The organism is Candidatus Amarolinea dominans (assembly GCF_016704685.1).
Classification (GTDB): Bacteria; Chloroflexota; Anaerolineae; order SSC4; family Amarolineaceae; genus Amarolinea; species Amarolinea dominans.
Genome location: NZ_JADIZS010000001.1, coordinates 95,916 through 117,119, shown reverse-complemented (window position 1 = coordinate 117,119; position 21,204 = coordinate 95,916). Strand labels below are relative to the sequence as shown.

General features: G+C 64.7%; 13 protein-coding genes. 10 read left to right on the top strand and 3 right to left on the bottom strand.

The window, feature by feature from the left end; genetic code table 11:
* The first annotated feature begins 286 nt into the window (after nt 1-286).
* The 6 genes from IPF85_RS00435 to IPF85_RS00410 all read left to right on the top strand — a co-directional run bounded on the left by IPF85_RS00435 (nt 287) and on the right by IPF85_RS00410 (nt 12,481).
* Complete coding sequence (locus IPF85_RS00435; protein ID WP_343406087.1) at nt 287-3,670, top strand: PAS domain S-box protein; 3,384 nt, start codon at nt 287-289, stop codon at nt 3,668-3,670.
* 4 nt (nt 3,671-3,674) lie between these two features.
* Nucleotides 3,675-5,654, top strand: a complete 1,980-nt coding sequence (locus IPF85_RS00430) for a PAS domain S-box protein (protein ID WP_343406086.1) — start codon at nt 3,675-3,677, stop codon at nt 5,652-5,654.
* Entirely contained in the window at nt 5,651-7,714 is a 2,064-nt protein-coding gene (locus tag IPF85_RS00425; RefSeq protein ID WP_343406085.1) for an ATP-binding protein, read from the top strand. The genes IPF85_RS00430 and IPF85_RS00425 overlap by 4 nt, the downstream gene beginning before the upstream one ends.
* A 26-nt stretch (nt 7,715-7,740) precedes the next feature.
* On the top strand, nt 7,741-10,356 hold the full coding sequence (locus tag IPF85_RS00420) for a PAS domain S-box protein (protein ID WP_343406084.1): 2,616 nt from the start codon (nt 7,741-7,743) through the stop codon (nt 10,354-10,356).
* 7 nt (nt 10,357-10,363) lie between these two features.
* Entirely contained in the window at nt 10,364-11,728 is a 1,365-nt protein-coding gene (locus IPF85_RS00415) for an MATE family efflux transporter (protein WP_343406083.1), read from the top strand.
* A gap of 219 nt (nt 11,729-11,947) precedes the next feature.
* Complete coding sequence (locus IPF85_RS00410; protein ID WP_343406082.1) at nt 11,948-12,481, top strand: hypothetical protein; 534 nt, start codon at nt 11,948-11,950, stop codon at nt 12,479-12,481.
* An 815-nt stretch (nt 12,482-13,296) separates the two neighbouring features.
* On the opposite strand, the gene IPF85_RS00405 is transcribed toward IPF85_RS00410, so the two are convergent.
* Entirely contained in the window at nt 13,297-14,451 is a 1,155-nt protein-coding gene (locus IPF85_RS00405; RefSeq protein WP_343406081.1) for a hypothetical protein, read from the bottom strand.
* Nucleotides 14,452-14,603: 152 nt separating this feature from the next.
* Between IPF85_RS00405 and IPF85_RS00400 the strand changes: the two genes are divergently transcribed.
* Nucleotides 14,604-15,419, top strand: coding sequence for an alpha/beta hydrolase (locus IPF85_RS00400; RefSeq protein ID WP_343406080.1), 816 nt, complete (start codon nt 14,604-14,606; stop codon nt 15,417-15,419).
* Entirely contained in the window at nt 15,403-15,867 is a 465-nt protein-coding gene (gene arfB, locus IPF85_RS00395) for an alternative ribosome rescue aminoacyl-tRNA hydrolase ArfB (RefSeq protein WP_343406079.1), read from the top strand. Before IPF85_RS00400 ends, arfB begins: the two co-directional genes overlap by 17 nt.
* Before the next feature lie 38 nt (nt 15,868-15,905).
* On the opposite strand, the gene IPF85_RS00390 is transcribed toward arfB, so the two are convergent.
* Complete coding sequence (locus IPF85_RS00390) at nt 15,906-17,783, bottom strand: transglutaminase-like domain-containing protein (protein ID WP_343406078.1); 1,878 nt, start codon at nt 17,781-17,783, stop codon at nt 15,906-15,908.
* 55 nt (nt 17,784-17,838) lie between these two features.
* Here IPF85_RS00390 and IPF85_RS00385 point away from each other — a divergent pair, with 55 nt between their 5' ends.
* Nucleotides 17,839-18,258 carry a hypothetical protein gene (locus IPF85_RS00385; protein ID WP_343406077.1) on the top strand — a complete coding sequence of 140 codons (420 nt, stop codon included), beginning with the start codon at nt 17,839-17,841 and terminating at the stop codon, nt 18,256-18,258.
* Here IPF85_RS00385 and IPF85_RS00380 read toward each other — a convergent pair.
* On the bottom strand, nt 18,180-19,484 hold the full coding sequence (locus tag IPF85_RS00380) for a DUF58 domain-containing protein (protein WP_343406076.1): 1,305 nt from the start codon (nt 19,482-19,484) through the stop codon (nt 18,180-18,182). The two genes, IPF85_RS00385 and IPF85_RS00380, sit on opposite strands and share 79 nt — an antisense overlap.
* Before the next feature lie 106 nt (nt 19,485-19,590).
* Here IPF85_RS00380 and IPF85_RS00375 point away from each other — a divergent pair, with 106 nt between their 5' ends.
* Nucleotides 19,591-21,198: an AAA-like domain-containing protein gene (locus IPF85_RS00375; RefSeq protein ID WP_343406075.1), complete on the top strand. Its 1,608-nt coding sequence runs from the start codon at nt 19,591-19,593 to the stop codon at nt 21,196-21,198.
* The last annotated feature ends 6 nt before the right edge of the window (nt 21,199-21,204 follow it).

Here is a 21,204-nt window from a genome sequence, read left to right as displayed (position 1 = left end):
GACGACGCAAGCCAGCGGCTTGCGTTACTCAGCGTGCCGGTCCACCCGACGACCGGCACGCTTCTTTTACCTTTTTTACCTTGCTCCGCGTTCTGCACCAAGACTTCGTGACCGATCCTTTGCCTGGTTGGCGTGAAACCACTATAATGGGGCCTGGACTTCGCGCTCCTCGCGTGCTGACGGTTTCTTGTAGATCCCCTATTCTCGGCTGACATCATAGGACTGGCAGCGCCGTTGCTGCCGGCCGCTCAATAGCGCAACAGCGCCAGTGAAGAAAGGCAACCTGGTGAATACCGCACAAGTAAACCCACAAGGCGTTACCCCCGGCGCGACGAATGCCCTGCCAGCCTCTGAGCCTGGCCTGCAATTACAGACGCGCCTACTGAATTCGATTGGCCAGGCCGTGATCGCCACTGACCTGCATGGCGCCATCACCTACTGGAATCGGGCGGCCGAGCAGCTCTACGGCTGGGAATCCGCCGAAGTCCTGGGGCGCAACATCCTCGACATCACCCCCACTGAGCAGAGCGTCGAGCAGGCGCAGGAGATCATGTCCAGCTTGCGCGTCGGCCAGACCTGGAGCGGCGAATTTTCGGTGCGCCACCGCAGCGGCCGCAGCTTTCCCGCCCTGGTCACCGACACCCCCATCCTGGATGACGACGGCCAGTTGATCGGGATCATCGGTGTTTCTTCGGATAATTCGGAACGCAGCCGCCTGCAAAGCCAACTGCAGGCCAGCGAGCAGTTCGCCACGGCCACGCTGGATGCCCTCCCGGCCCACATCGCCGTCCTCGACCGCGCCGGCGAGATCGTTACCGTCAACCGCTCATGGCGCGCGTTTGGCGATGCCAACCCGCCCGCGCCGCCCGGCGCTTTCTCTGAAAGTCGCCCCGCGTATGGGATCGGCGTCAACTACCTGACCTTGTGTGACCAGGTCCGCGGCCCGGAGCAGGCGAGTGCGCAGGCCATGGCCCTGGGAATCCGCGCGGTGCTGGGCGGCGTCAGTGAGGATTTCGAACTGGAGTACCCCTCCCACAGCCCAACCGGACAGCACTGGTTCCATGCCCGTGTCACCAGGTTTGCCGCCGGCGGCAACCTGGTCATTGCACACGAGAACGTGACCGCATGTCGGTGGGCCGAAAGGGAAAGCCATCTGCTGCTGGCGCTGACGCGGGTCATCTCCGATGCTGAGAGCTTCGATGCCGCGCTGACCCTGGCCCTCAGCCTGATTTGTGAGACCGCCGGTTGGAACTTTGGCGAAGTATGGGTGCCGGCAGCGGACGGTGAGCATCTCGTGCTGGGCGCACCCTACTACTGTCGCACGGAGGATGTTTTCGGCTTCCGCGGCATGAGCAAGCATTATGAATTCGGCCCCGGCGTCGGCCTTCCTGGCCGGGTCATGGCGTCCAGGAAGCCGGTCTGGATTCCCGATGTCACCCTGGACGCCAATTTTCCACGCGCGCCCCTGGCCCGCGCCGTGGGCATCAAAACGGCCGTGGGCATTCCCATTCTCACACACGACACCGTGCAGGCCGTGATTTCTTTTTTCCTGACGCAAGCGCAGGCGCAAGACGACAAGATGGTCGCGCTCATCGCGGCCGTGGCCGCGCAGTTGGGCGTCGAGTTTCAGCGCAAGCAGGCGGAAGATGCGCTGCGCCGGAGCAAGCCCCCCCCCCCCCGCCTGCGCCAGCGCCTGGTTGAACTCGAAACCCTGCACACCGTCTCCGCGGCCCTGCGCACGGCCCGGACTCGTGACGAAGCGCTGACCTGCCTGCTCGATGAAACCCTGGCTGCACTGGAGACGGAGCACGGGGCCATCTGGCTCTATCACGCGGACAGCAACGAGCTGCGCCATGCCGTGGATCGCGGCTGGTTCCAAAATATCGAAGAAATGTCCATCAAGCCGGGCGACGGCATCGCCGGAACCGTCTTTGCCAGCGGGCAGGCACACGTCTCGCCCGATTTCAGCCGCGACCCGCTGGCCCGTCCTCCGGTGGGGACCCAGTTGCCGGCCGGCTGGGGCGGCGTCTGCCTGCCGCTGCTGGGCGGGGGCGCAGATGCGGGTCCGGCCGGTGTGATCTACGTCTCGGTTGCGCTGCCGCAGCGCATCACTCCAGAGCAGGTCAGGCTGCTCGAATCGCTGGCCGAGGTGGCCGGCGCGACCATGCACCGCCTGCAGTTGTGGCAGGAGACCCAGGAACAGGCGCGCCGCGTGCAACAGATCGTGGACACCGTGCCGCAAGGGGTGCTGCTGCTCGACGCGGACGGCCGCATCGTGCAGGCCAACCCCATGGCCAGCCATGACCTGGCCTTGATCGGCGGGGGCGCCGGCGTTGGTGACATCCTGACCCATTTGGGTGATCACCCCCTGGGCGAGATGCTCGTCCCGTCACGACAACAGGGCTGGCGCCAGGTTCAGGCCGCTACGCGCAGCTTCGAGGCCATCGCGCGGCCGATCGGAGATGCCTCCGCGCCGGCCAACTGGGTGGTGGTGCTCAACGATGTGACCTACGCGCGCCAGCAGCAGCGCTATCAGCAGGCCCAGGAGCGGCTGGCCAGCGTCGGCCAGATGGCGGCCGGCATCGCGCACGATTTCAACAACATCATGGGCGCGATTGTGCTCTACAGTGAACTGCTCGGTAAGGCCCAGGAGTTGGCGGAGCGATCGAAGCACTACCTGGGCGTGATTCGCCAGCAGGCCGACCACGCCGCCAACCTGATCCGCCAGATTCTCGACTTCAGCCGGCGCGCGCCCATGCAACGCGCCCCGCTCGACCTGCTGTCGCTGACCAAGGAGATGGTCAAGCTGCTGGAACGAACGCTGCCCGAAAGCATCCGGCTGGCCGTCAAGTACGATCAGCGTGAGGTCATCGTACATGGCGACCCCACGCGGCTGCAGCAGGTGCTGATGAACCTGGCTTTGAATGCCCGCGACGCCATGCCGGACGGCGGCCAACTCACCTTCAGCCTGACCACCCTGACGCTGGCGCCGGGCCAAACGCCCCCCCTGCCCGACCTGGGGCCGGGGCGCTGGGGGTGTCTGACGGTGAGCGATAGCGGCGCCGGCATTGCCCCGGAGCATCTGGCGCACATCTTCGAGCCGTTCTTCACCACCAAGGGTCCCGGCAAAGGCAGTGGGCTAGGGCTGGCGCAGGTCTACGGCATCGTCAAGCAGCACGACGGCGCGATTGATGTCAGCAGCAAACCAGGCGCCGGCGCCGCCTTCACGATCTATTTGCCGCATGTCAACACCCCGGCGCCGACGGAAGCCCAAGGCTCTACAGTCGCCACGCTGCCAAGCGGTACGGAGACCATCCTGCTGGTGGAGGACAATGTGGCCACGCGTGAGGCGATTGGCGAGTCGCTGGCCGGGCTTGGCTATCGCGTGTTCTCCGCGGCCACGGGCGCCGAGGCATTGGCCCTGTTCGACGCCCAGGGTCAGGGCATTGACCTGGTTCTCAGCGACCTGGTGATGCCGGAGATGGGCGGACTGGAACTCTTCCGGCGGCTGCGCGCCCAGGCGCCCGCGCTCAAGATGCTCATCATGACCGGCCATGCGCCCGAAGGCGACATCTACGGGGACTTGCGTCAGGCCGGCATTCCCTGGCTGCAGAAACCCTTCGCCATCGCCGACCTGGCCGCCAGGCTGCGCACCCTCCTGGACAGGTAACAGAATGAATCGAGCGCTTGCTGTCTTGATCGTCGAAGCTTCAGAGAGCGACGCGTGCCGGCTGGTGGACTGGCTGAGCGCGGCGGGCTACCGCGTCGCCTCGGCGCGGGTCGAGACGGCCGCTCAGATGCAGGCCGCGCTCGCCGCGCAGCCCTGGGATGTGGTCCTCGCGGATTGCAACTTACCGCAGTTCAGCGGCGCCGCCGCGCTCGCCCTATTGCAGGAGGCTGGCCTGGACATCGCGTTCATTGCCGTGTCCGGCGCGCAGGGCGAAGAGGCCGCCGCGATCATCATGAAGGCGGGCGCGCACGACTACCTGCTGAAAAGCAATCTGGCGCGCCTGGTCCCGGTCATCGAGCGCGAACTGGGTCAGGCCGAAAGCAGGCGCCTGCGCCAAGAGACTGAAGTGGCTCTGCAGGCGAGCGAGGCGCGCTACCGTGATCTGGTCGAAAACAGCCAGGACCTGATCTGCACCCACGATCTGGAAGGCAACCTGCTCTTCGTCAACCAGGCGGCCGCGATCATCTTTGGCTACAGCAGTGAGGCCCTCGCGCAGATGAATCTGCGTGACCTGCTGCCCCCCAAGTTGCGCCCCCTGGCCGATGCCTATTTGACCGAAATCAGGACACAGGGCTACGCGGCCGGCGTCATGCAGGTGCGAACGGCCGGCGGTGAAACCCGTTACCTGGACTATCGCAACAGCCTGCAGCAAAAGAGTTCCACGGAGCCTGTTGCGTACAGCGTAGCCCGTGACATCACGGCGCGTATCCGGGCCGAGGCGGCGATGCGCGTCAGCCAGGCGCAGGTCACCGGCATCATTGCCACGGCCATGGATGCCATCATCACTACGGACGCAGAGCAGCGCATTGTCATCTTCAATCCGGCGGCTGAGGCGATGTTCGGCTGCTCGCAGACCGAGGCCTGCGGCCAACCGCTCGACCGCTTCATCCCCGCACGCTTTCGCGCCAGCCACCGCCTGCACATCCAGCGGTTTGCGCAGACCGGCGTCTCCGCGCGCAAGATAGGCCAGTTCGGCCCGGTCTATGGCCTGCGCGCAGACGGAGTGGAGTTTCCCATCGAGGCCTCGATCTCCAAGATTCACGTCGCCGGACAGGACCTCTTCACCGTCATCCTGCGTGACGTCAGCGCGCGCGAACAGGCGGCGCAGGCCTTGCGCCGGCAGCTTGACACCCTGCACAGCCTGTATCAAATTACCGCGCTCATCAGCCAGACCGAAGCGGTAACTGAGGTGTACACGGTCGTGCTGGACAGCCTGCACAGCGTTCTGATCGCGGACCGCTCCGCCATTGTGCTGCTCGACTCCGCGGGCGTGGCGCGTTTCGAGGCCTGGCGCGGGCTGTCCGACGCGTATCGCCGCGCTGTGGTCGGCCATTTTCCCTGGTCGCTCGATGACCCTGCGCCCCAACCCATCCTGGCGCCTGACGTGCATCAAGACGCCAGCCTGGCGTCGCTCAGCGCTGTTTTTGTGGATGAAGGCATTGGCGCGCTCGCCTTCATTCCGCTCAGCCACCAGGGGCGCCTGTTGGGCAAATTCATGATCTATTACAACACGCCGCACGCCTTCAGCGCGGAGGAGATCGAGCTGACCCAAACCATCGCGCGCCATGTCGCCTTTGCCATCGCGCGTAAACAGGCCACAGAAGCCCTGGCCGCCTCGGAAAGGCAGTTGCGCGCCCTCTTCGCCTCCATGCAGGACGTCGTCCTGGTCATTGATCGGGAAGGGGTCTATCGCGGCATCGCGCCGACCAATCCCGCCCTGCTCGTCAGACCGGCTGAGGAACTGCTGGGCAAGACCCTGCGCGACATTTTTCCCGCAACCGAGGCTGAGTTTTTGCCGACTGTGCACCGACGTCTGCCAGGCCAGCCAGCAAACCAGATCGAATATGAGGCGACTTTCGGAGAAAGCGCGAACTGCCGATTGGTGACCGCCGCGTCTGGTTCGAAGCATCCATCTCACCGTTGACAGACGACAGCACGCTCTGGGTGGCGCGTGACGTGACCGCGCACAAGCAGGCGGCCGCCACCCTGCAGCGGCAGTTGCAGGCGCTGACCGTTCTGCATGCCGTCGCCTCGGCCTGTATCGAAGCCAGCGACGGGGACGACCTGATCATCAGGCTCACCCAACTGGTCAGCGCCGCGCTCGCGCTGGATGAATTCGGGATTTTCCTGCTAGATGAAGCTGGTTGGCTACGCCCGCATCCATCCTATCACCGATGCGATGGGAGCCGCGTCCAGTCCTATCGCCCGGGCCAGGGGGTGGTCGGGCAGACTGCGCTGACGGGACAGTCCCACCGTGTGGCTGACGTGCGCTTGGACCCCGACTACGTTGCGGCTACGCCGACCACCCTCTCCGAGCTGGCCGTGCCGGTCAAGATCGGCGAGCGGGTCATTGCGGTGATCAACGCCGAAAGCCCCCAATTGAACTCCTTCAGCGCCGACGATGAACGACTGCTCTCCACCCTGGCCGGCCAGGTAGCCACCGCGCTCGAACGTCTGCGTCTGTGGCAGCAGACGCAGGCGCAGGCGCGCCGCGTGCAGCAGATCGTGGACACGGTGCCGGAGGGGGTGCTGCTGCTCGACGCGCAGGAGCGGGTGGTGCTGGCTAACCCGACGGCTGGCCGCGATCTGGCTACCCTGGCCGGGGCCGCGGTCGGCGACATCATCACCCGCCTGGGCGATCTGCCGTTGACGGAACTGCTGCTGCCGGCGACGCGCGGCCCCTGGCGCGAAACCAGCGCCCATGACCGCACCTTCCAGATGATCGCCCGGCCGATTGGCGACACGTCTGAGCCTGCCGCTTGGGTCCTGGTGATCAACGACGTGACCTACGAGCGCGAGCGGCAGCGCTATCGCCAGGCCCAGGAGCGGCTGGCCAGCGTCGGTCAGATGGCGGCCGGCATCGCGCACGATTTCAACAACATCATGGGCGCGATTGTGCTCTACAGTGAACTGCTCGGCAAGGCCCAGGAACTGACGGAGCGATCGAAGCACTACCTGGGCGTGATTCGCCAGCAGGCCGACCACGCCGCCAACCTGATCCGCCAGATTCTCGATTTCAGCCGGCGCGCGCCCATGGAACGCGCCCCGCTCGACCTGCTGTCGCTGACCAAGGAGATGGTCAAGCTGCTGGAACGGACGCTGCCCGAAAGCATCCGGCTGGCCGTCAAGTACGATCAGCGTGAGGTCATCGTACATGGCGACCCCACGCGGCTGCAGCAGGTGCTGATGAACCTGGCCTTGAATGCCCGCGACGCCATGCCGGACGGCGGCCAACTCACCTTCAGCCTGACCACCCTGACGCTGGCGCCGGGCCAAACGCCCCCCCTGCCCGACCTGGGGCCGGGGCGCTGGGGGTGTCTGACGGTGAGCGATAGCGGCGCCGGCATTGCCCCGGAGCATCTGGCGCACATCTTCGAGCCGTTCTTCACCACCAAGGGCGCGGGTCAGGGCACCGGGTTGGGGCTGGCGCAGGTCTACGGCATCGTCAAGCAGCACGACGGCGCGATTGATGTCAGCAGCCAACCAGGCGCCGGCGCCGCCTTCACGATCTATTTGCCGCATGTCAACATCCCGGCGCCGACGGAAGCCCGGGGTGTTACAGTCGCCACGCTGCCAAGCGGTACGGAGACCATCCTGCTGGTGGAGGACAATGTGGCCACGCGTGAGGCGATTGGCGAGTCGCTGGCCGGGCTTGGCTATCGCGTGTTCTCCGCGGCCACGGGCGCCGAGGCGTTGGCCCTGTTCGACGCCCAGGGTCAGGGCATTGACCTGGTTCTCAGCGACCTGGTGATGCCGGAGATGGGCGGACTGGAACTCTTCCGGCGACTGCGACCACGGCCGTTGGCGCCCAAGCTGTTGATCATGACCGGCCATGCGCCGGAGGGCAGCACCTACAGCGAACTGTGCCAGGCCGGCATCCCCTGGCTGCTCAAACCATTCACCATGGCCGACCTGACCGTCAAACTGCGCGCCGTGTTGGATCGTCAGCCACCGGCGGGCGACACAAGGGGGACACAAGGATGACACAAGGGGGACACAAGGAGGGCCCGATGAAGCCACGAAAGAGACAGATTGCCCCGGGTGACCCGTCATCAGCGGAACTGTCAGCTCGCCCCAGGAACTTGCGCACCGCGGCGCGGATGGCCGCGAGCCAGGCCCGGTTGACCCAATTGGAGGCGGAGAACGCCGAGCTGCGCCGTGCGCAGGCGGACTTGACCGCCGAGCGCGACGGGGTTCTGGCTCTGCTCAACCAGCAGCGCGCGGTGGAGCCGGCAGCCGTACAGGAGAGCGAAAGAGAGCTCAAGGCGATCTTCGAACTGTTGCCGGTGGGGATTTCGATCCTGGATGCGGAGCGCCGGGTCGTTTTCGCCAATTCGGCCCTGGTGGACATCATGGGCCTGTCAAACGAGGGGCTGCAGGCCGGTCAACACCGGCGCTGGCTCTATCTCAGACCCGACGGGACACCCATGCCGGCCGAGGAGTACGCCAGCGCCCAGGCGATTCGCGCCCAACGAGCGGTGTTCGATGTCGAAACCGGGGTGGTGCGCACCGATGGCCGTGTGGCTTGGACCGCGGTCAGCGCGGCGCCGGTTGCCCTGTCCAGCTGGAAGGTGGTTCTGGTCGTGCGCGACATCACAGCGCAAAGGGAGGCGCAGGAGACGCTGGCCGCCAGCGAGCAGCGCTTCCGAGCGCTCTACGCGGCCGCTCAACGGCGCGAACGAGAACGCGAACTACTGGATCAGGTGCGGATCGTGCTGTTTCACGAGCTGGACCTGGCGCAAGTCGTGCGCAAGGTGGTCGAAGCCATTGCCGGGACGTTCGGTTATGCCCAGGTCAGCCTCTACCTGCTGCAGGGCGACACCCTGTGGCTGCAACACCAGGTGGGCTATACGACTGTCATTCCCGCAATCCCCATCACGCAGGGCGTTTCAGGACGCGTGGTGCGCAGCCGGCAGCCGTGTCTGGTGACCGATGTCCATGCCGATGCAGATTTCGTGGGCGCCATCGCCGGCATCGTCTCCGAAGTCTGCGTCCCCCTGCTCGACGAAGACCGGGTCATGGGCACGCTGAATATCGAGAGCACCGGCGACGTCATCCTCACACAGGCGGACCTTGAATTGATGACGGCCCTGGGTGAGCATGTCAGTCTCGCGATTACCCGCGCTCGCCTGTACACCCAGGTGCGCGAAAGTGAGGAACGCTTCCGCACGTTGATCGCAGATCTGCACGTGGGTGTGCTGCTGCAAGGGCCGGCGAGCGAAATCCTGTTGTGCAATCAGCAGGCGCTCGATCTGCTGGGGCTGACGGAGAGCCAGTTGCTGGGCAAGAACTCGCTCGATGCTGATTGGGATGTCATCCACGAAGATGGTTCGCCCTTCCCCGGCCCCGCACACCCGGTGCCGCGGGCCATCGCCAGCCGGCGTCCCGTCAACGACGTGTTGATGGGAGTCTTCCGGCTCAACACACAGAGCCGGATCTGGCTGCTGGTCAATGCGAATCCCCAGTTGCACCCGGATGGCAGCGTACGCCAGGTCATCTGCACGTTCATGGATGTGACCGCGCGCAAACACGCGGAGGATGCCCTGCGCCAGAGTGAACACTTGCTCCAGGAATCGCAGATCGTCGCCAATCTGGGCAGCTACCTCCTGGACATCGCCAGCGGCCTGTGGACCAGCTCGGAGGTGCTCGACACCATCTTCGGCATCGAAAAGGCCTATCAGCGTTCTGTCAGCGGATGGGTGGCGCTGATTCATCCTGAAGATCGCCAAGCGGTGAGCGATTATTTCATGCACGAAGTCATTGAAAATGGCGCCTCCTTCGACCGTACATACCGCATCATCCGGCAAAACGACGGCGCGCTGCGTTGGGTGCATGGCCTGGGCAGGCTCGAATTCGATGCTGAGAGCCGGCCGGTCGTCATGTACGGCACCATTCAGGATATCACGGAGCGCAAGCAAGCCGAACAACGTGCGTTCGAGCTGGCGCTGGAGCGCGAACGCATTGCGCTGCTTAGCGCATTCGTGCAGAACGCGTCGCATGAATTCCGCACGCCGTTGACCATCATGCAAACCAACCTCTATCTGCTGGAGCGGCTGACCGATCCGCTGAAACGCCAGCAGAAGCGGGCGCAGATCGAGCAGCAGATCGTCGGCATCACCCGGCTGGTGGACATGTTGGCCGAGGTAGTCCGGCTGGACAGCCACGCGCCCTTCACATTCCAGCCAACCGACCTGAACGTGCTGCTCAGCGATGTGGTGGTTACGCTGGCGCAGCGGGTTGCCGCCAGTCGGCTGACCCTGCAGCTATTGGCAGCGCCTGATCTGCCGCTTGCTCGGATGGATGCCGACCGGCTGCGTGTGGCGCTGCGCGAGCTGTTGGACAATGCGCTGCGCTTTACGCCGGCCGGGGGGCGTGTGGCGCTGCGCAGCGCGCGCGTGGCGGGCGGCGTGACGATCGAAGTGCAGGATAGCGGGCCAGGCATCCCGTCAGAAATGCAGCCGTATATCTTCGATCGTTTTTATCGGCAAGACATCAGCCACTCCACACCGGGCTTTGGGCTGGGGCTGCCCATTGCGCGCCTCATCGTCGAGCGCCACGGCGGCCGGCTGGAAATGGAAAGCCAACCCGGAGAAGGCAGCCTCTTTCGCATCGTGCTGCCGCTGTGAGAAAACGATGAGCCAGAGTGCCTTGTTCGATGATCGTGACTTCTACCCCGTATTACTTCAATTGGTCGTGCCGATCGCCCTGCAGCAGTTGGCGATGAGCGCGCTGAACGCGACGGATGTGCTGATCGTGGGCCAACTGGGCACCACCGCGGTGGCCGCGGTCGGGCTGGCGAATCAGATTCTCTTCCTGCTGCATCTGTTCTTCTTTGGCGTGGGCAGCGGCGCGGCCATCTTTTCGGCCCAGTTTTGGGGCCGCGGCGATGTGAAAAACGTGCGCAGTATCCTGGGCCTGGCCCTGCTGCTGGCCGTGGGCGGCAGTGTCGTCTTCACCCTGGCTGCACAACTGGCGCCCACCTTTCTGCTACGCCTCTATTCCAACGACCCGGCCGTCATCGCCCTGGGCAGCGGTTATCTGCGCCTGGCCGCGCTCAGCTACATCCCCACCGGCATCAGCGCCATGTTTGGCATCATCCTGCGCAGCACCGGCCATGTGCGCACGCCGATGGCCGTCAGCATCGGCGCCCTGGGCTTCAAGACCGTGCTCAGTTATGTCCTCATTTTCGGCTTACTCGGGCTGCCGGCCCTGGGGGTCAACGGTGCGGCCTACGCGCTGACCGTGGCGCGCATCCTGGAGTGCGTCGTCTTGCTGTTCCTGACCTACCAGCACGATCTGCCGGCCGCGGCGCGGCTGCGCGAACTGGTCTCCATCAAGCGACCCCTGCTCACCCAGTTCATGCGCACCTCCATGCCGGTCATCATCGGCGAGATCATCTGGTCGCTCGGCATCACCGTCTACGCGGGCATCTACGCCCGCATCAGCACCGAATCCATCGCGGCCTACAACATCGCAAGCACCATCGAGGGCGTGGCCTTCGTGCCGTTCATCGGCCTGGGCAACGCGGCTGCCATCCTGATCGGTCAACGCATCGGCGCCGGGGACCTCGACGCGGTGCGGCGTTTTGCCGGGCGCTTTGTGCGGCTATCGGTTGGCGGCGCCCTGCTCACCGGCTTGCTCATGGCCCTGGTCGCACGTCCTGTGCTGGGCTGGTACCGCATTTCCCCACAGGCGCAAGCCGACGCCCTGGGTATCCTGTTCGTCATGTCCGTGGTGCTGGCGGTCAAGGCCGGCAACATGATGATGGTCGTGGGTGTCCTGCGCAGCGGCGGCGACACCCGCTTCGCCCTGCTGGCCGATACAGGCCCCATGTGGACCATCGGCGTGCCACTGGCTCTGCTCGGTTCGTTCGTCCTGCACCTGCCCATCTACTGGGTTGTACTGATGGTGATGAGCGAAGAAGTCGTCAAGTTCGCCATCAGCCTGTGGCGCGTCTTATCAGGGCGCTGGGTCAACGAAGTGGTGAAGGCGTTGTAGGAGGGGGTAGGAAATAGGAAGTAGGAAATAGGAAGTAGGAAGTAGGAGGTAGGAAGTAGGAAGTAGGAGGTAGGAGGTAGGAAGTAGGAGGAGGGAGGAGGAGGAGGTAGGGAGGTAGGAGGTAGGAGGTGGAGGAGGGGTAGGAGGTAGGAGGTAGGAGGGAGGGGAAAAGGGAGGAGGTAGGAGGTAGGAGGTAGGAGGTAGGAGGAGGTAGGAGGGGTGAAACTGAAAATTCAGCATGGCGTCTGGTTCGTGTTGTCGTTCCTGGCGTTGCAGAGCGGCCTGGTCAATCTGCGCGAGATGGGGCTGAGCGAACTCGATTGGGTGCAGGGTTTTGGGCAGGGATTGGCGGTCGCCGGCGCATTCTTATTGATCTTGCTGGTGGCCGGTTGGCAGTGGCGTCATGTTCACGCGGCCGCGCCGCCTGGGGTCAGGCACATCCTGCTGCCGCTGGAAACCGCGGCCACGCAGCTCCTGTGGGCTTTGCTCTGGGTGGGGGGCGCCAGGCTGCTCACGGCCCAGGGACTTGACGCCGACATGGCACGCGTGGGCGGCGCGTGGCTTGGCCTGGCGCTGATCGTCACGATCTGGCTGGCCGATCCGGCCCGACGTGCGTCCATGCGCCTGCCAGCCGGCGCGCCGCGGGAAATGACGCGCCTGGCGCTCGCCCTGGCCACGACCGTCGTCTTCATCCTGAGCGGCAACCTATGGCTGTGCTGGGCGCTGCACACCGCCGCCCTGCTGATCCTGTAACGCCAGATTCATCCAGTGCGACGCCGCCGCCCGCCGCGTGACATACCCACCCCGTAGGTTACGCCTCCGGCGTGACGACGTTGCCCGCCTCGTGACACACCCCAGCAGTTCCAAATGTGGCCTGGTTTTTTACCACAGAGATCACAAAGAACGCAGAGAAGTTGCCGATTTGCGTCTGATCTGCCGTTTCTTTGTGTTCTCTGTGCTCTTTGCGGTTGAATGTGTGCTACATTTGGAACTGCTGGACACACCCACCCCGGCTGCTGATTCCGCAACACCGGATTCATCCGGTGCGCCGTAGGTCACGCCTCCGGCGTGACGACGCCGCCTGCCGCGTGACATGCCCACCCCGTAGGTCCAGCAGTTCCAAATGTAGCCATCCATGTGACTGGCCAGCGCCAGGCCGTCCTGGTGGGCGCGACGCGTCCCGTAGGGACACCTGACTCAGCCATCACCGCACGAGCTCCCCGCGGCGGTTCCCCCGCTGGGTTAGATTGCGCTCGGGCGGCCTCATTCAATCGTCCCTACGGGACGACGGGTGGGGGGGCATCGCTCGCTCAAGTCAAGGCGCGCCCCTTACGGGCGCCGCATTTCCAAATGTAGCTTTCCAACGCCCACAATCCCTCTTGCTGCCCACCTATCTCGGGGATTTTGGGCCAAAACCGCCCGAACGAGGAGCGCAGGCCCATTTACGGGCAGCCATTCCGTTCACATTTTGGAATTCCTGCCGTAGGTCACGCCTCCGGCGTGACGCCGCCGCCCGCCACAAATCATCCTTCGATGCGTCAACGTCACCCGATCTCCTGCCCCGAACGTTACGGCAGCAGTGGAAAAACGGCCCGGAAGCGCCAGTAAGCCGGGTTTCCCTGCCGGGTCTGCAAAGCCCAGGCGCGTAGGTCATCGGCCAGGCGGCGCCGGGGCTGCGGATTGGCCGATGTGGAAGTGTGCGCAAAGGTGTAGAGTTTGTTGTAGAGATAGTTGTTCTGCGCAGTCAGCGGAATCGGATGGTAGCGAGCAAACCCAGTGCTCTGCGAGAAGGCGATCATCTCCTGATACAGCGCCAGCGTGGCACTGAAGGAGCGATTGCTGTCCGGGAACTGCGCCGGATCGCCAAACTCAGCCTCGTGGCTGGTCCAGCGACAGGCGTAGAGCGGATCGTTTGGCCCGTCGCGTAACACGTGCGCGGCAAAGGGCAGCCCGTTCGCATCCGCGGCTTCGATGCAGGCGCCGTGCGACCAGTTGTCACCCAACGAGTGCAGGTAGACGCCAAAGGCCGGCGGCGAGCCAGCGACAACATCGCCTGTGTCCACCGTTTGGGTGGTGGTGACAAAGCAAGGCGTCGTCTCGAAAAGATTGGCCACGTTGAGCCAGGTGTATGAATAGGTGCCGCTGTAGCCAAAGGTGGCCACACCCATCAAGGAATCTACGTCGCCAAATGCCCATGCGCGCAGCGCCTGCAGCTCGTCCGGCCGGTCGTGCGGAAAGTGAAAAAAGATCGTGTAAGGCCCAAAACGGGATGTGAAGCAGCTCGGGCACTCCACCAGGGCCAGACTGCCCATCGTGACCGTTGGCGCGGTGGTGGAGGGCGACGGGCAGAAAGTGTCGGTCATGACCGAGCTAATCGGGGGGGCCGAGGGAAAGCTGCTGGCTGTGAAGCTGTAGATCGGCTGACCCACCGGCAGGCGTCCGCTGTCCACCATCTGCGAGTAGACCTGGATGCGCGCAGCGTCCGCTTCGGAGAAACCGGCCGCGATCGCCAGGCTGCCCACCAGGTCGAAATGGACACTGCTCACCTCCGTGTCGCTGAACACCGCGCGCGGCGTGACCTGCGGATCGTAGAAATAGAGCCGTTCTTCATCGAACGCCTGCCCCAGGGCGGCCCACAGCATGAGCAACATCACCGCGCTGATGGTTCCTGCGGCGCTCGCACGAGAGAAATACCGAAGCCACTTCGAAACGTTGTACTCCATTTGATCTCCTTATTTGGAATTCATGGTCAAGCATGTTTCGGATTGCCCGGAAGGCTGTTTCCGATTACAATCTACACGCGGCTGCGCACAGCCGTAGATTATAGACGAATGCGCCAACGCCATCTATCTGTCTGTGGAACTAATTGAGTCTTATGCCAACTATCGCTGTAAACAACGTCCGCCTGCGTTACGAAACCTGGGGCGACGGCCCACCCCTGGTCATGCTGCACGGCCTCGGCTCCTGCGCCGATGACTGGGTTTATCAACTGCCCGACCTGGGGCGCCATTTTCGCTGTCTGCCGCTCGACCTGCGCGGGCATGGCCTATCGGATAAGCCGCCTGGGCCGTACAGCATGGCGCAGTTTGCCGCCGATGTCAGCGGATTACTGCACACGCTCGACATTGGCCCGGCTCATGTGCTCGGCTTGAGCCTGGGCGGCATGGTTGCGCAGCAGTTGGCCCTGGCCCGGCCTGACCTGGTGCGCAGCCTGGTGCTGATCAACACCATGCCCGGCCCCTGGCCCCCCACGCGTGATGTGCTGCGCACGGCCACGCGCCGCCTGCGTGCGCTGCGCGGACCCGCCGCGGACATGAGCGCGACCGCCACCCTGATTGCGCGCACGCTCTTTCCGCAGGAGGATCAGCGCCTACTCCACACCTACACCGTGCAACGTATGGCCGCCAACGATCCACGCGCCTATCGCCACAGCCTGCGGGCCATCACCCGCTTCTGGCCTGGCCGCGCCTTGCGCCGCATCACCTGCCCGGTGCTGATTCTGGCCGGTACACTCGACACCGTGGTGCCCATGGTCTATAAAGAACGCCTGCGCCGTCTCCTGCCGCAGGCCAGCTTCGTGACTATTGCCAACTCGCGCCATGCCAGCAACCTCGATCAGCCGGACGTCGTCAACCAGGCCATTCTCGATTTCCTGCTCCCGCTCAAGGACCAGCATGTCAACCGCAAGTAACGTCGTGTCCTCTGATTCGATTCAGATCGCGGAGGGCCTTTCCATCCTTTCCATCCCGCTGAGCGAGCTTAGCTTTCGCTTCAGCCGCAGCGGCGGCCCTGGCGGTCAGCACGTCAACCGCACGGAAACCCGTGTGGAGCTGCTGTTCGATGTGGGCCAATCGCCCAGCCTGAATGACGGGCAGCGCCAACGGTTGCTCGCGCGCCTGGGTGGTTCGCTCGACAGCGAAGGCGTGCTGCACATCGTCTCCTCGCTCACCCGTAGCCAGCTCGACAACCGGGCCGACACCGTGGCCCGCCTTCAGGTTGTCCTGCGCCGCGCCCTCCATCGTCCCCGTCACCGCGTGGCCACCCGCCCCAGTCGCTCGTCGCGCGAGCAGCGCTTGCACTCGAAACGTCAGCACAGCCAACGCAAGCAAACCAGGGGCCGGGTTGACACTGAGGATTAAGGTCAGTGAAGTCAGTGAAGTCAGTGAAGTCAGTGAAGTCAGTGAAGAAACTTTGGAAGTCTGCGCATTTGCCAGCGCAGCCACCGAGTGCGGCGCCAGCGTTGCCACAGGGCGCGCAGTTGCGCAGGGGTCAGAGCAGCCTCTGGCCCGCCGTACAGGCCAGCCTCACAGGCCTGGCTGACGTGATGCATGACGGCGCTCAGCTCCGTCAGCGCGTCACCTGCTCGTCCGCGGTTCCGATGCTGCAAATGGGCGCTCAGACCCTGCTCGAACTCGCGCAGCGTCGTGCCTGGCGCCGGCCGGTAGCCCGCGTGCCCGCCCCACTGCATCATGCGCTCGTTCATCTCACTGACGGTCAGCGGCGGCCTGTTGGCGCGCAGTAGCAGCCAGAAAGCTCCCGCGAGGAGAAGCGCGAGGCTGCCAACCCACCAGGCGGCGGCAAAGGGCTGAGCGTTGGCGCTCTGCGTGGGCGTTGATGCCACACTCAGCGGCGCGCGTAACGGCGCAGGCATGGGCCGGGCCGGCGTCGGTTCGAAGGGCACCCACCCTACCCCCTCGAAGTAAACCTCCGGCCAGGAATGGGCGTCGGCCGCGCTGACCACCCAGACACCAGGCGCCACGGTCTGACCGCTGGCGTAGCCCACGGCCAGGCGGGCTGGCAACCCCACGCTGCGCGCCATCACCACAAAGGCGCTGGCAAAGTAGTCGCAATAGCCCCGCCGCAGATCGAACAGAAAAGCATCCACCAGGTCACGATCAGCCGCGACCAGGGGCACCTTGAGATCATAGGTCAACGTGCGCAGATAGGCCTCGATCTGGCTCGCCTGGTCGTATGGATTCGTTGCGCCCGCCGTCACCGTGCGCGCCAGGTCCCGAACGCGTGCCGGCAGCACCTCTGGTAGTTGTTGATAAATATCGAAATTATTATGATAATTATTGACTATGCGAAGTTTTTCGATGTCATACACCGGCGCCACACTCAGTACGGCCACCCGTCGCTGCGGGGTCAGCAGTTCCAGCCCGATCAGGTCGTCCGCCTGGCGAAAGATGGCGCGATAGGCCGCGCTGACCTGCCGCGGCTCCCCGGCGGCCAGCACTAACTGCCCCTCCCCTTGCAGCCACTCCACGGCCTGGCGTACGACAATCTGCGCGCCCTGCCCCGTCTCGCCCTGGGTCGCCAGAGCACGCCAGGGCTGACCCCCGGCCATCTCACGCGTTGTCAGACGTGCGGCCGGCTCCAGTTGCCAGCCACGTCCGGTGTAGCGCGCAAACGTGGCCTCTTTCCAGTACGGCGTCCAATTCTCCGTTTGATAGTCACTTATGGCTATGCGAAACAACTTGTTTTCGGCCAAATCAGGGCCTGTGCCCAGCAAATCCTGGCGCGGCAGGCCGCTGGCAGGGACTGTGCCGGCTAATGGTGAGTACGCCGGGCGGATGATGCCGGGGAAGGTGGCGCGCACGCGGGCTGCGACGGCCTGCCACGGTCGCGCGGCCACCTCCCAGAAGGCGCGCTGCACAGGCGCCAGGGTCAGCGACGGGGCCACGGTGGCAAGCGTCAGCGCGACGAACAGGATCAGGGTCGCGGCCATGCCCTGATCGAACGCCAACTCGGTGGCATAATCGCTGCCGCGCGCCTCCCAGCCCTCCACCTGCGCACGCACATGCACCACCGCCAGCAGGATCAGCAGCAGGGCCAGGTACCCGCCCACGAAGAGGGCCTGGCGCTCGGCAAAGAAGGCGTTGGTGGCCAGCGCCAGGCCAACCGGCAGCAGGGCCAGCCAGGCCCGCGAGCCGTCGGGCCGCAAGAGCCAGTAGCCAAGCCAGGCATGGATTGCCCAGACGAACGCAGCCAGCAGCAGGCGAAAGCTCGTGTTGCTGGCATCTGCGGCGCCCAGCCCGGCCACAAAACCCTGCACGCCAGGCGGTTTCGGTAAACAGCGGCCACCACAAGTCGTCAGGCAAGGGTGCGCCTTGCCAACGCTGCCAACTCCAGGCCAGGGAGCGGGCGACATCCCACAACACCCGCCAAAAGGAGGGCAGCAAAGCGCCCACGGCGTTGGCGACCGCCAGCAGGCCCAGCAGGCCGCCGGTCAGCAGCAAAGATGCGGCGCGCCAGCGACGTTGGCTCAACCACCAGCCCGCCAGCAGTGCCACGAACGCCAGACTGCCCAGCGGGTCGCGCTGCGGCGTCCAGCGGGCCGCGTGGATGGCCGCGGGCAGCAGCAGCGCCAGCAAAACGGCCAGGAACGGCAGCAGCCAGCCGCTGCGCGGGCGCAGGTGGCGAAACAGCCAGATGAGGAGTCGGTCCACGATCAGACCTCCTCCACCACGTCACGACTGATGACGCGGCCGGTAGCCAGGGTGCGCAGATCAGTGCGCGTGCGGCGGTAGGTGATGAGCGGGCGCCGCGCCAGATGCCGATCGAGCAGATGCGTGGTGATGCCCTGGCGCACCAGGATGGCACGCAAAGCCAGGGTGGCGGCGCCCGGGGAAGTAGGGGCAGCGGGCGCAGCAAATGAAGCGGCATCGAGCAGAATGGCCGCGGGCGCGACGCCGCGGGCCTGCAAGAGCAGAAAGGCCGGCAGCCAGTCGGCCTGCGTGGTCGGGGTGATGACGGCCAGGGTGATGCCGTGCCCCAGGCTGCTGCGTATCGCTGTCAGCGTGCGCGCCAGGGGCCAGGCCGGCGAGGTGTCGCTGGCGGCCAGGCTGTGCAGGATGCGCCAGAGCTGCGCCTCGCCGCGCTGAGGTGGCAGCAGGAGCGGTTCCCGGCCAAAAGCCACGATACCGACGGCCCGATTGCGGCGCAGCCAATGGGCAGCCAGGGATGCAGCCAGGACGATGGCGAACTCCTCGGTGCCATCCAGGCCCTGGCCCACCTGCACCGCAGCATCGAGATCGAGCACGATCCAGAGGTTGCCGGCCGGCTCCTGGTCGAACTCGCGCACCATCAAGGCGTCACGGTGCGCGGTGATGCCCCAGGCCACGCGGCGCAGGCTGTCGCCTGGCGCCCAGGGGCGCACACTGGCGACCGTCAGATCGCTTTCCAGGGCTTTACGCGTGGCGCGGGCGCGGCCACTGGCGCCACCGCGCGGCAGTTCTAACGGCGGCAGGCTGACCACCCGCGGATAGACCAGGATGGATTGGGTGAGCGCGTAGTGTTGGGTGAGGGTAAACAGACCAAAGGGATCGGACATGATGACGTCCCAGGGGCCGAGGGTGAAGAGGCCGCGCTGCTGGCAAATCGCGGTGGTGCGCCACGCGGTGATTGCGCTGGGGCCGGCCGCCATCACCCGGTTGGCCGTATACGCGGGCAGGGTCGAATGATCTACGATTTCTGCGGCCAGTACGGGCAGGGCGCCACGGTTGACCAGTTCCCACATCTCCTCCAGCGCATCCCCGGCTACCACCCAGGCGCCGCGCTGGCGCCGGGTCAAGCTGACATCGGTCGCCAGCCGGTGCAGCCAGGCGAAGCTGAGGCCGAGCGTGATAGCCAGGCCGACCAGCAGAATCGTCCACACGACCGAGGGCGTCACGAGCTGCAAGGCGAGCAGCAGCGCGATCAACGCCAGCGGTGTGCGAGAGGGCATGGTCAGGCGAGAAGTTGTCTCTTGCTTCATATTAGAAGGAGTGTAACCAAGGCGTAGCAGAAAGTCAAGGCTGCTCTCGGTGTGGTATAATTCACCCCAGACAATTCAGGACGAAACCAAGAGAGGATCAGGGGCGATGCGATACTTCAACACACACGGGCCGGTCAATGCCGACCAACATTTCGTGGCGCCGCGCACGGCGCTTGTGAATCACCTGGTGGAGGAGATTGACGCAGGCCATTATTTCACCATCTACGCCCCGCGGCAGATGGGCAAGACGACTCTGCTCTACAGTCTGGTTGATCGGCTGGCAGCCCAGCCAGACTTTGTGCCCGTTTTCCTGAGTTTTCAGGCTTTCGAGAATTGGCCGGTGCCCGATTTTCTCACCCAATTCGGAAGGCTCTTGCAGCGGGAAATCATGGCCGGGTTGAAACACGGGACACACGTGTCAAGCGCACGCGTGACCGACTCGGCGTTTTCTTCGAAAATCGCCAGGGTGGCGCAGAGCCAGGTTGACAGTTACATGGCCCTGTGGAATCTGTTCGATCAAATCAGCGATGCGGCGCCGCAGATCAGGGTGGTGCTCATCATTGACGAATTCGACGCGACGCCTCTCGAAGCGATCTCGCCGCTGCTGCAGGCCTGGCGAGACATGTATCTCAGCCGCCGAATACCGCGCGCCTTGCACAGCGTAATCCTGGTTGGCCTGCAGAATATCGCCACGCTGAACCTGGGACGCAGCTCGCCGTTCAACATTGCCCGCCAACTGCGCCTGGAAGGTTTCAGCCCGGACGAAGCGCTACAGTTGTTGGCGGACTTCACGACGGAAACCGGCCAGGGGTTTGCAGAAGGCGTTGCGGAGGAAATTCACAGGCTGAGCGGCGGCCACCCCTTCCTTGTCAATCGCCTGGCTGCCATCCTGACCGAGGAGGTAGCGCCCGATCGCACGCGTACGATTAGCGAAGCCGACCTGCAGGCCGCGCGGCGACAACTGGAAACCGAAACCAACTATAATTTTGAGAGCCTGGTGCGCCACGCGCAGGTCTACCGGGACGATGTGTTGAACATGCTGTTCGGCGCCGACTATGAGTTCAATCTCAACAATCCGCTGGTCCATGCCTTGTATTTGCACGGGGTCATCACCCGCGGGGCGGACGGAAATTGCCGCGTGGCCAATCCGATCTACACAGCCGTTCTCCTGGCAGCCTTCCGGCCGCTGCGCCTGCGCCTGATGGGTGATATTCTGGCGAACGGTTTCGATTTTCGCACCCTGGTGGTAGACGGTGTCCTGCAGATGAGCGCGGTCCTGTCGCAGTTCCGCCAGTTCGTGGAGCGCCGCGGCCGCGCCGCCTTCAAGGTGAGTGAAACGCCGCAGGAGGCCACAGGGCAGTATCTGCTCACGGCCTACCTGGATTTGCTGGCGCGCCAGGTCGGCGCTGAAGTATTCACCGAGGTGCCATCAGGCGCTGGCATTCTCGATGTGATCGTGCTGCATCGGGGCCGGCGCTACGTGATCGAAACCAAGATCTGGCGCGGTCAGGTGTCATTCGAAGCGGGGTTGGCGCAGTTGTGCGGCTATCTGTCCAGCGAGGGCGAACAGACCGGTTATTTTGTGGTCTTCCACGCGCGGCCCGGCGTCTACGGGCAACTGCCGGATGAGCGTCTGGAATTTGCCTGGGAGCAGGAGCATGTGCGGGTTTTCGTTTACCTGGTGCGCCTGGGCGCGATCTTCGACGCGGCGTAAGTCCTG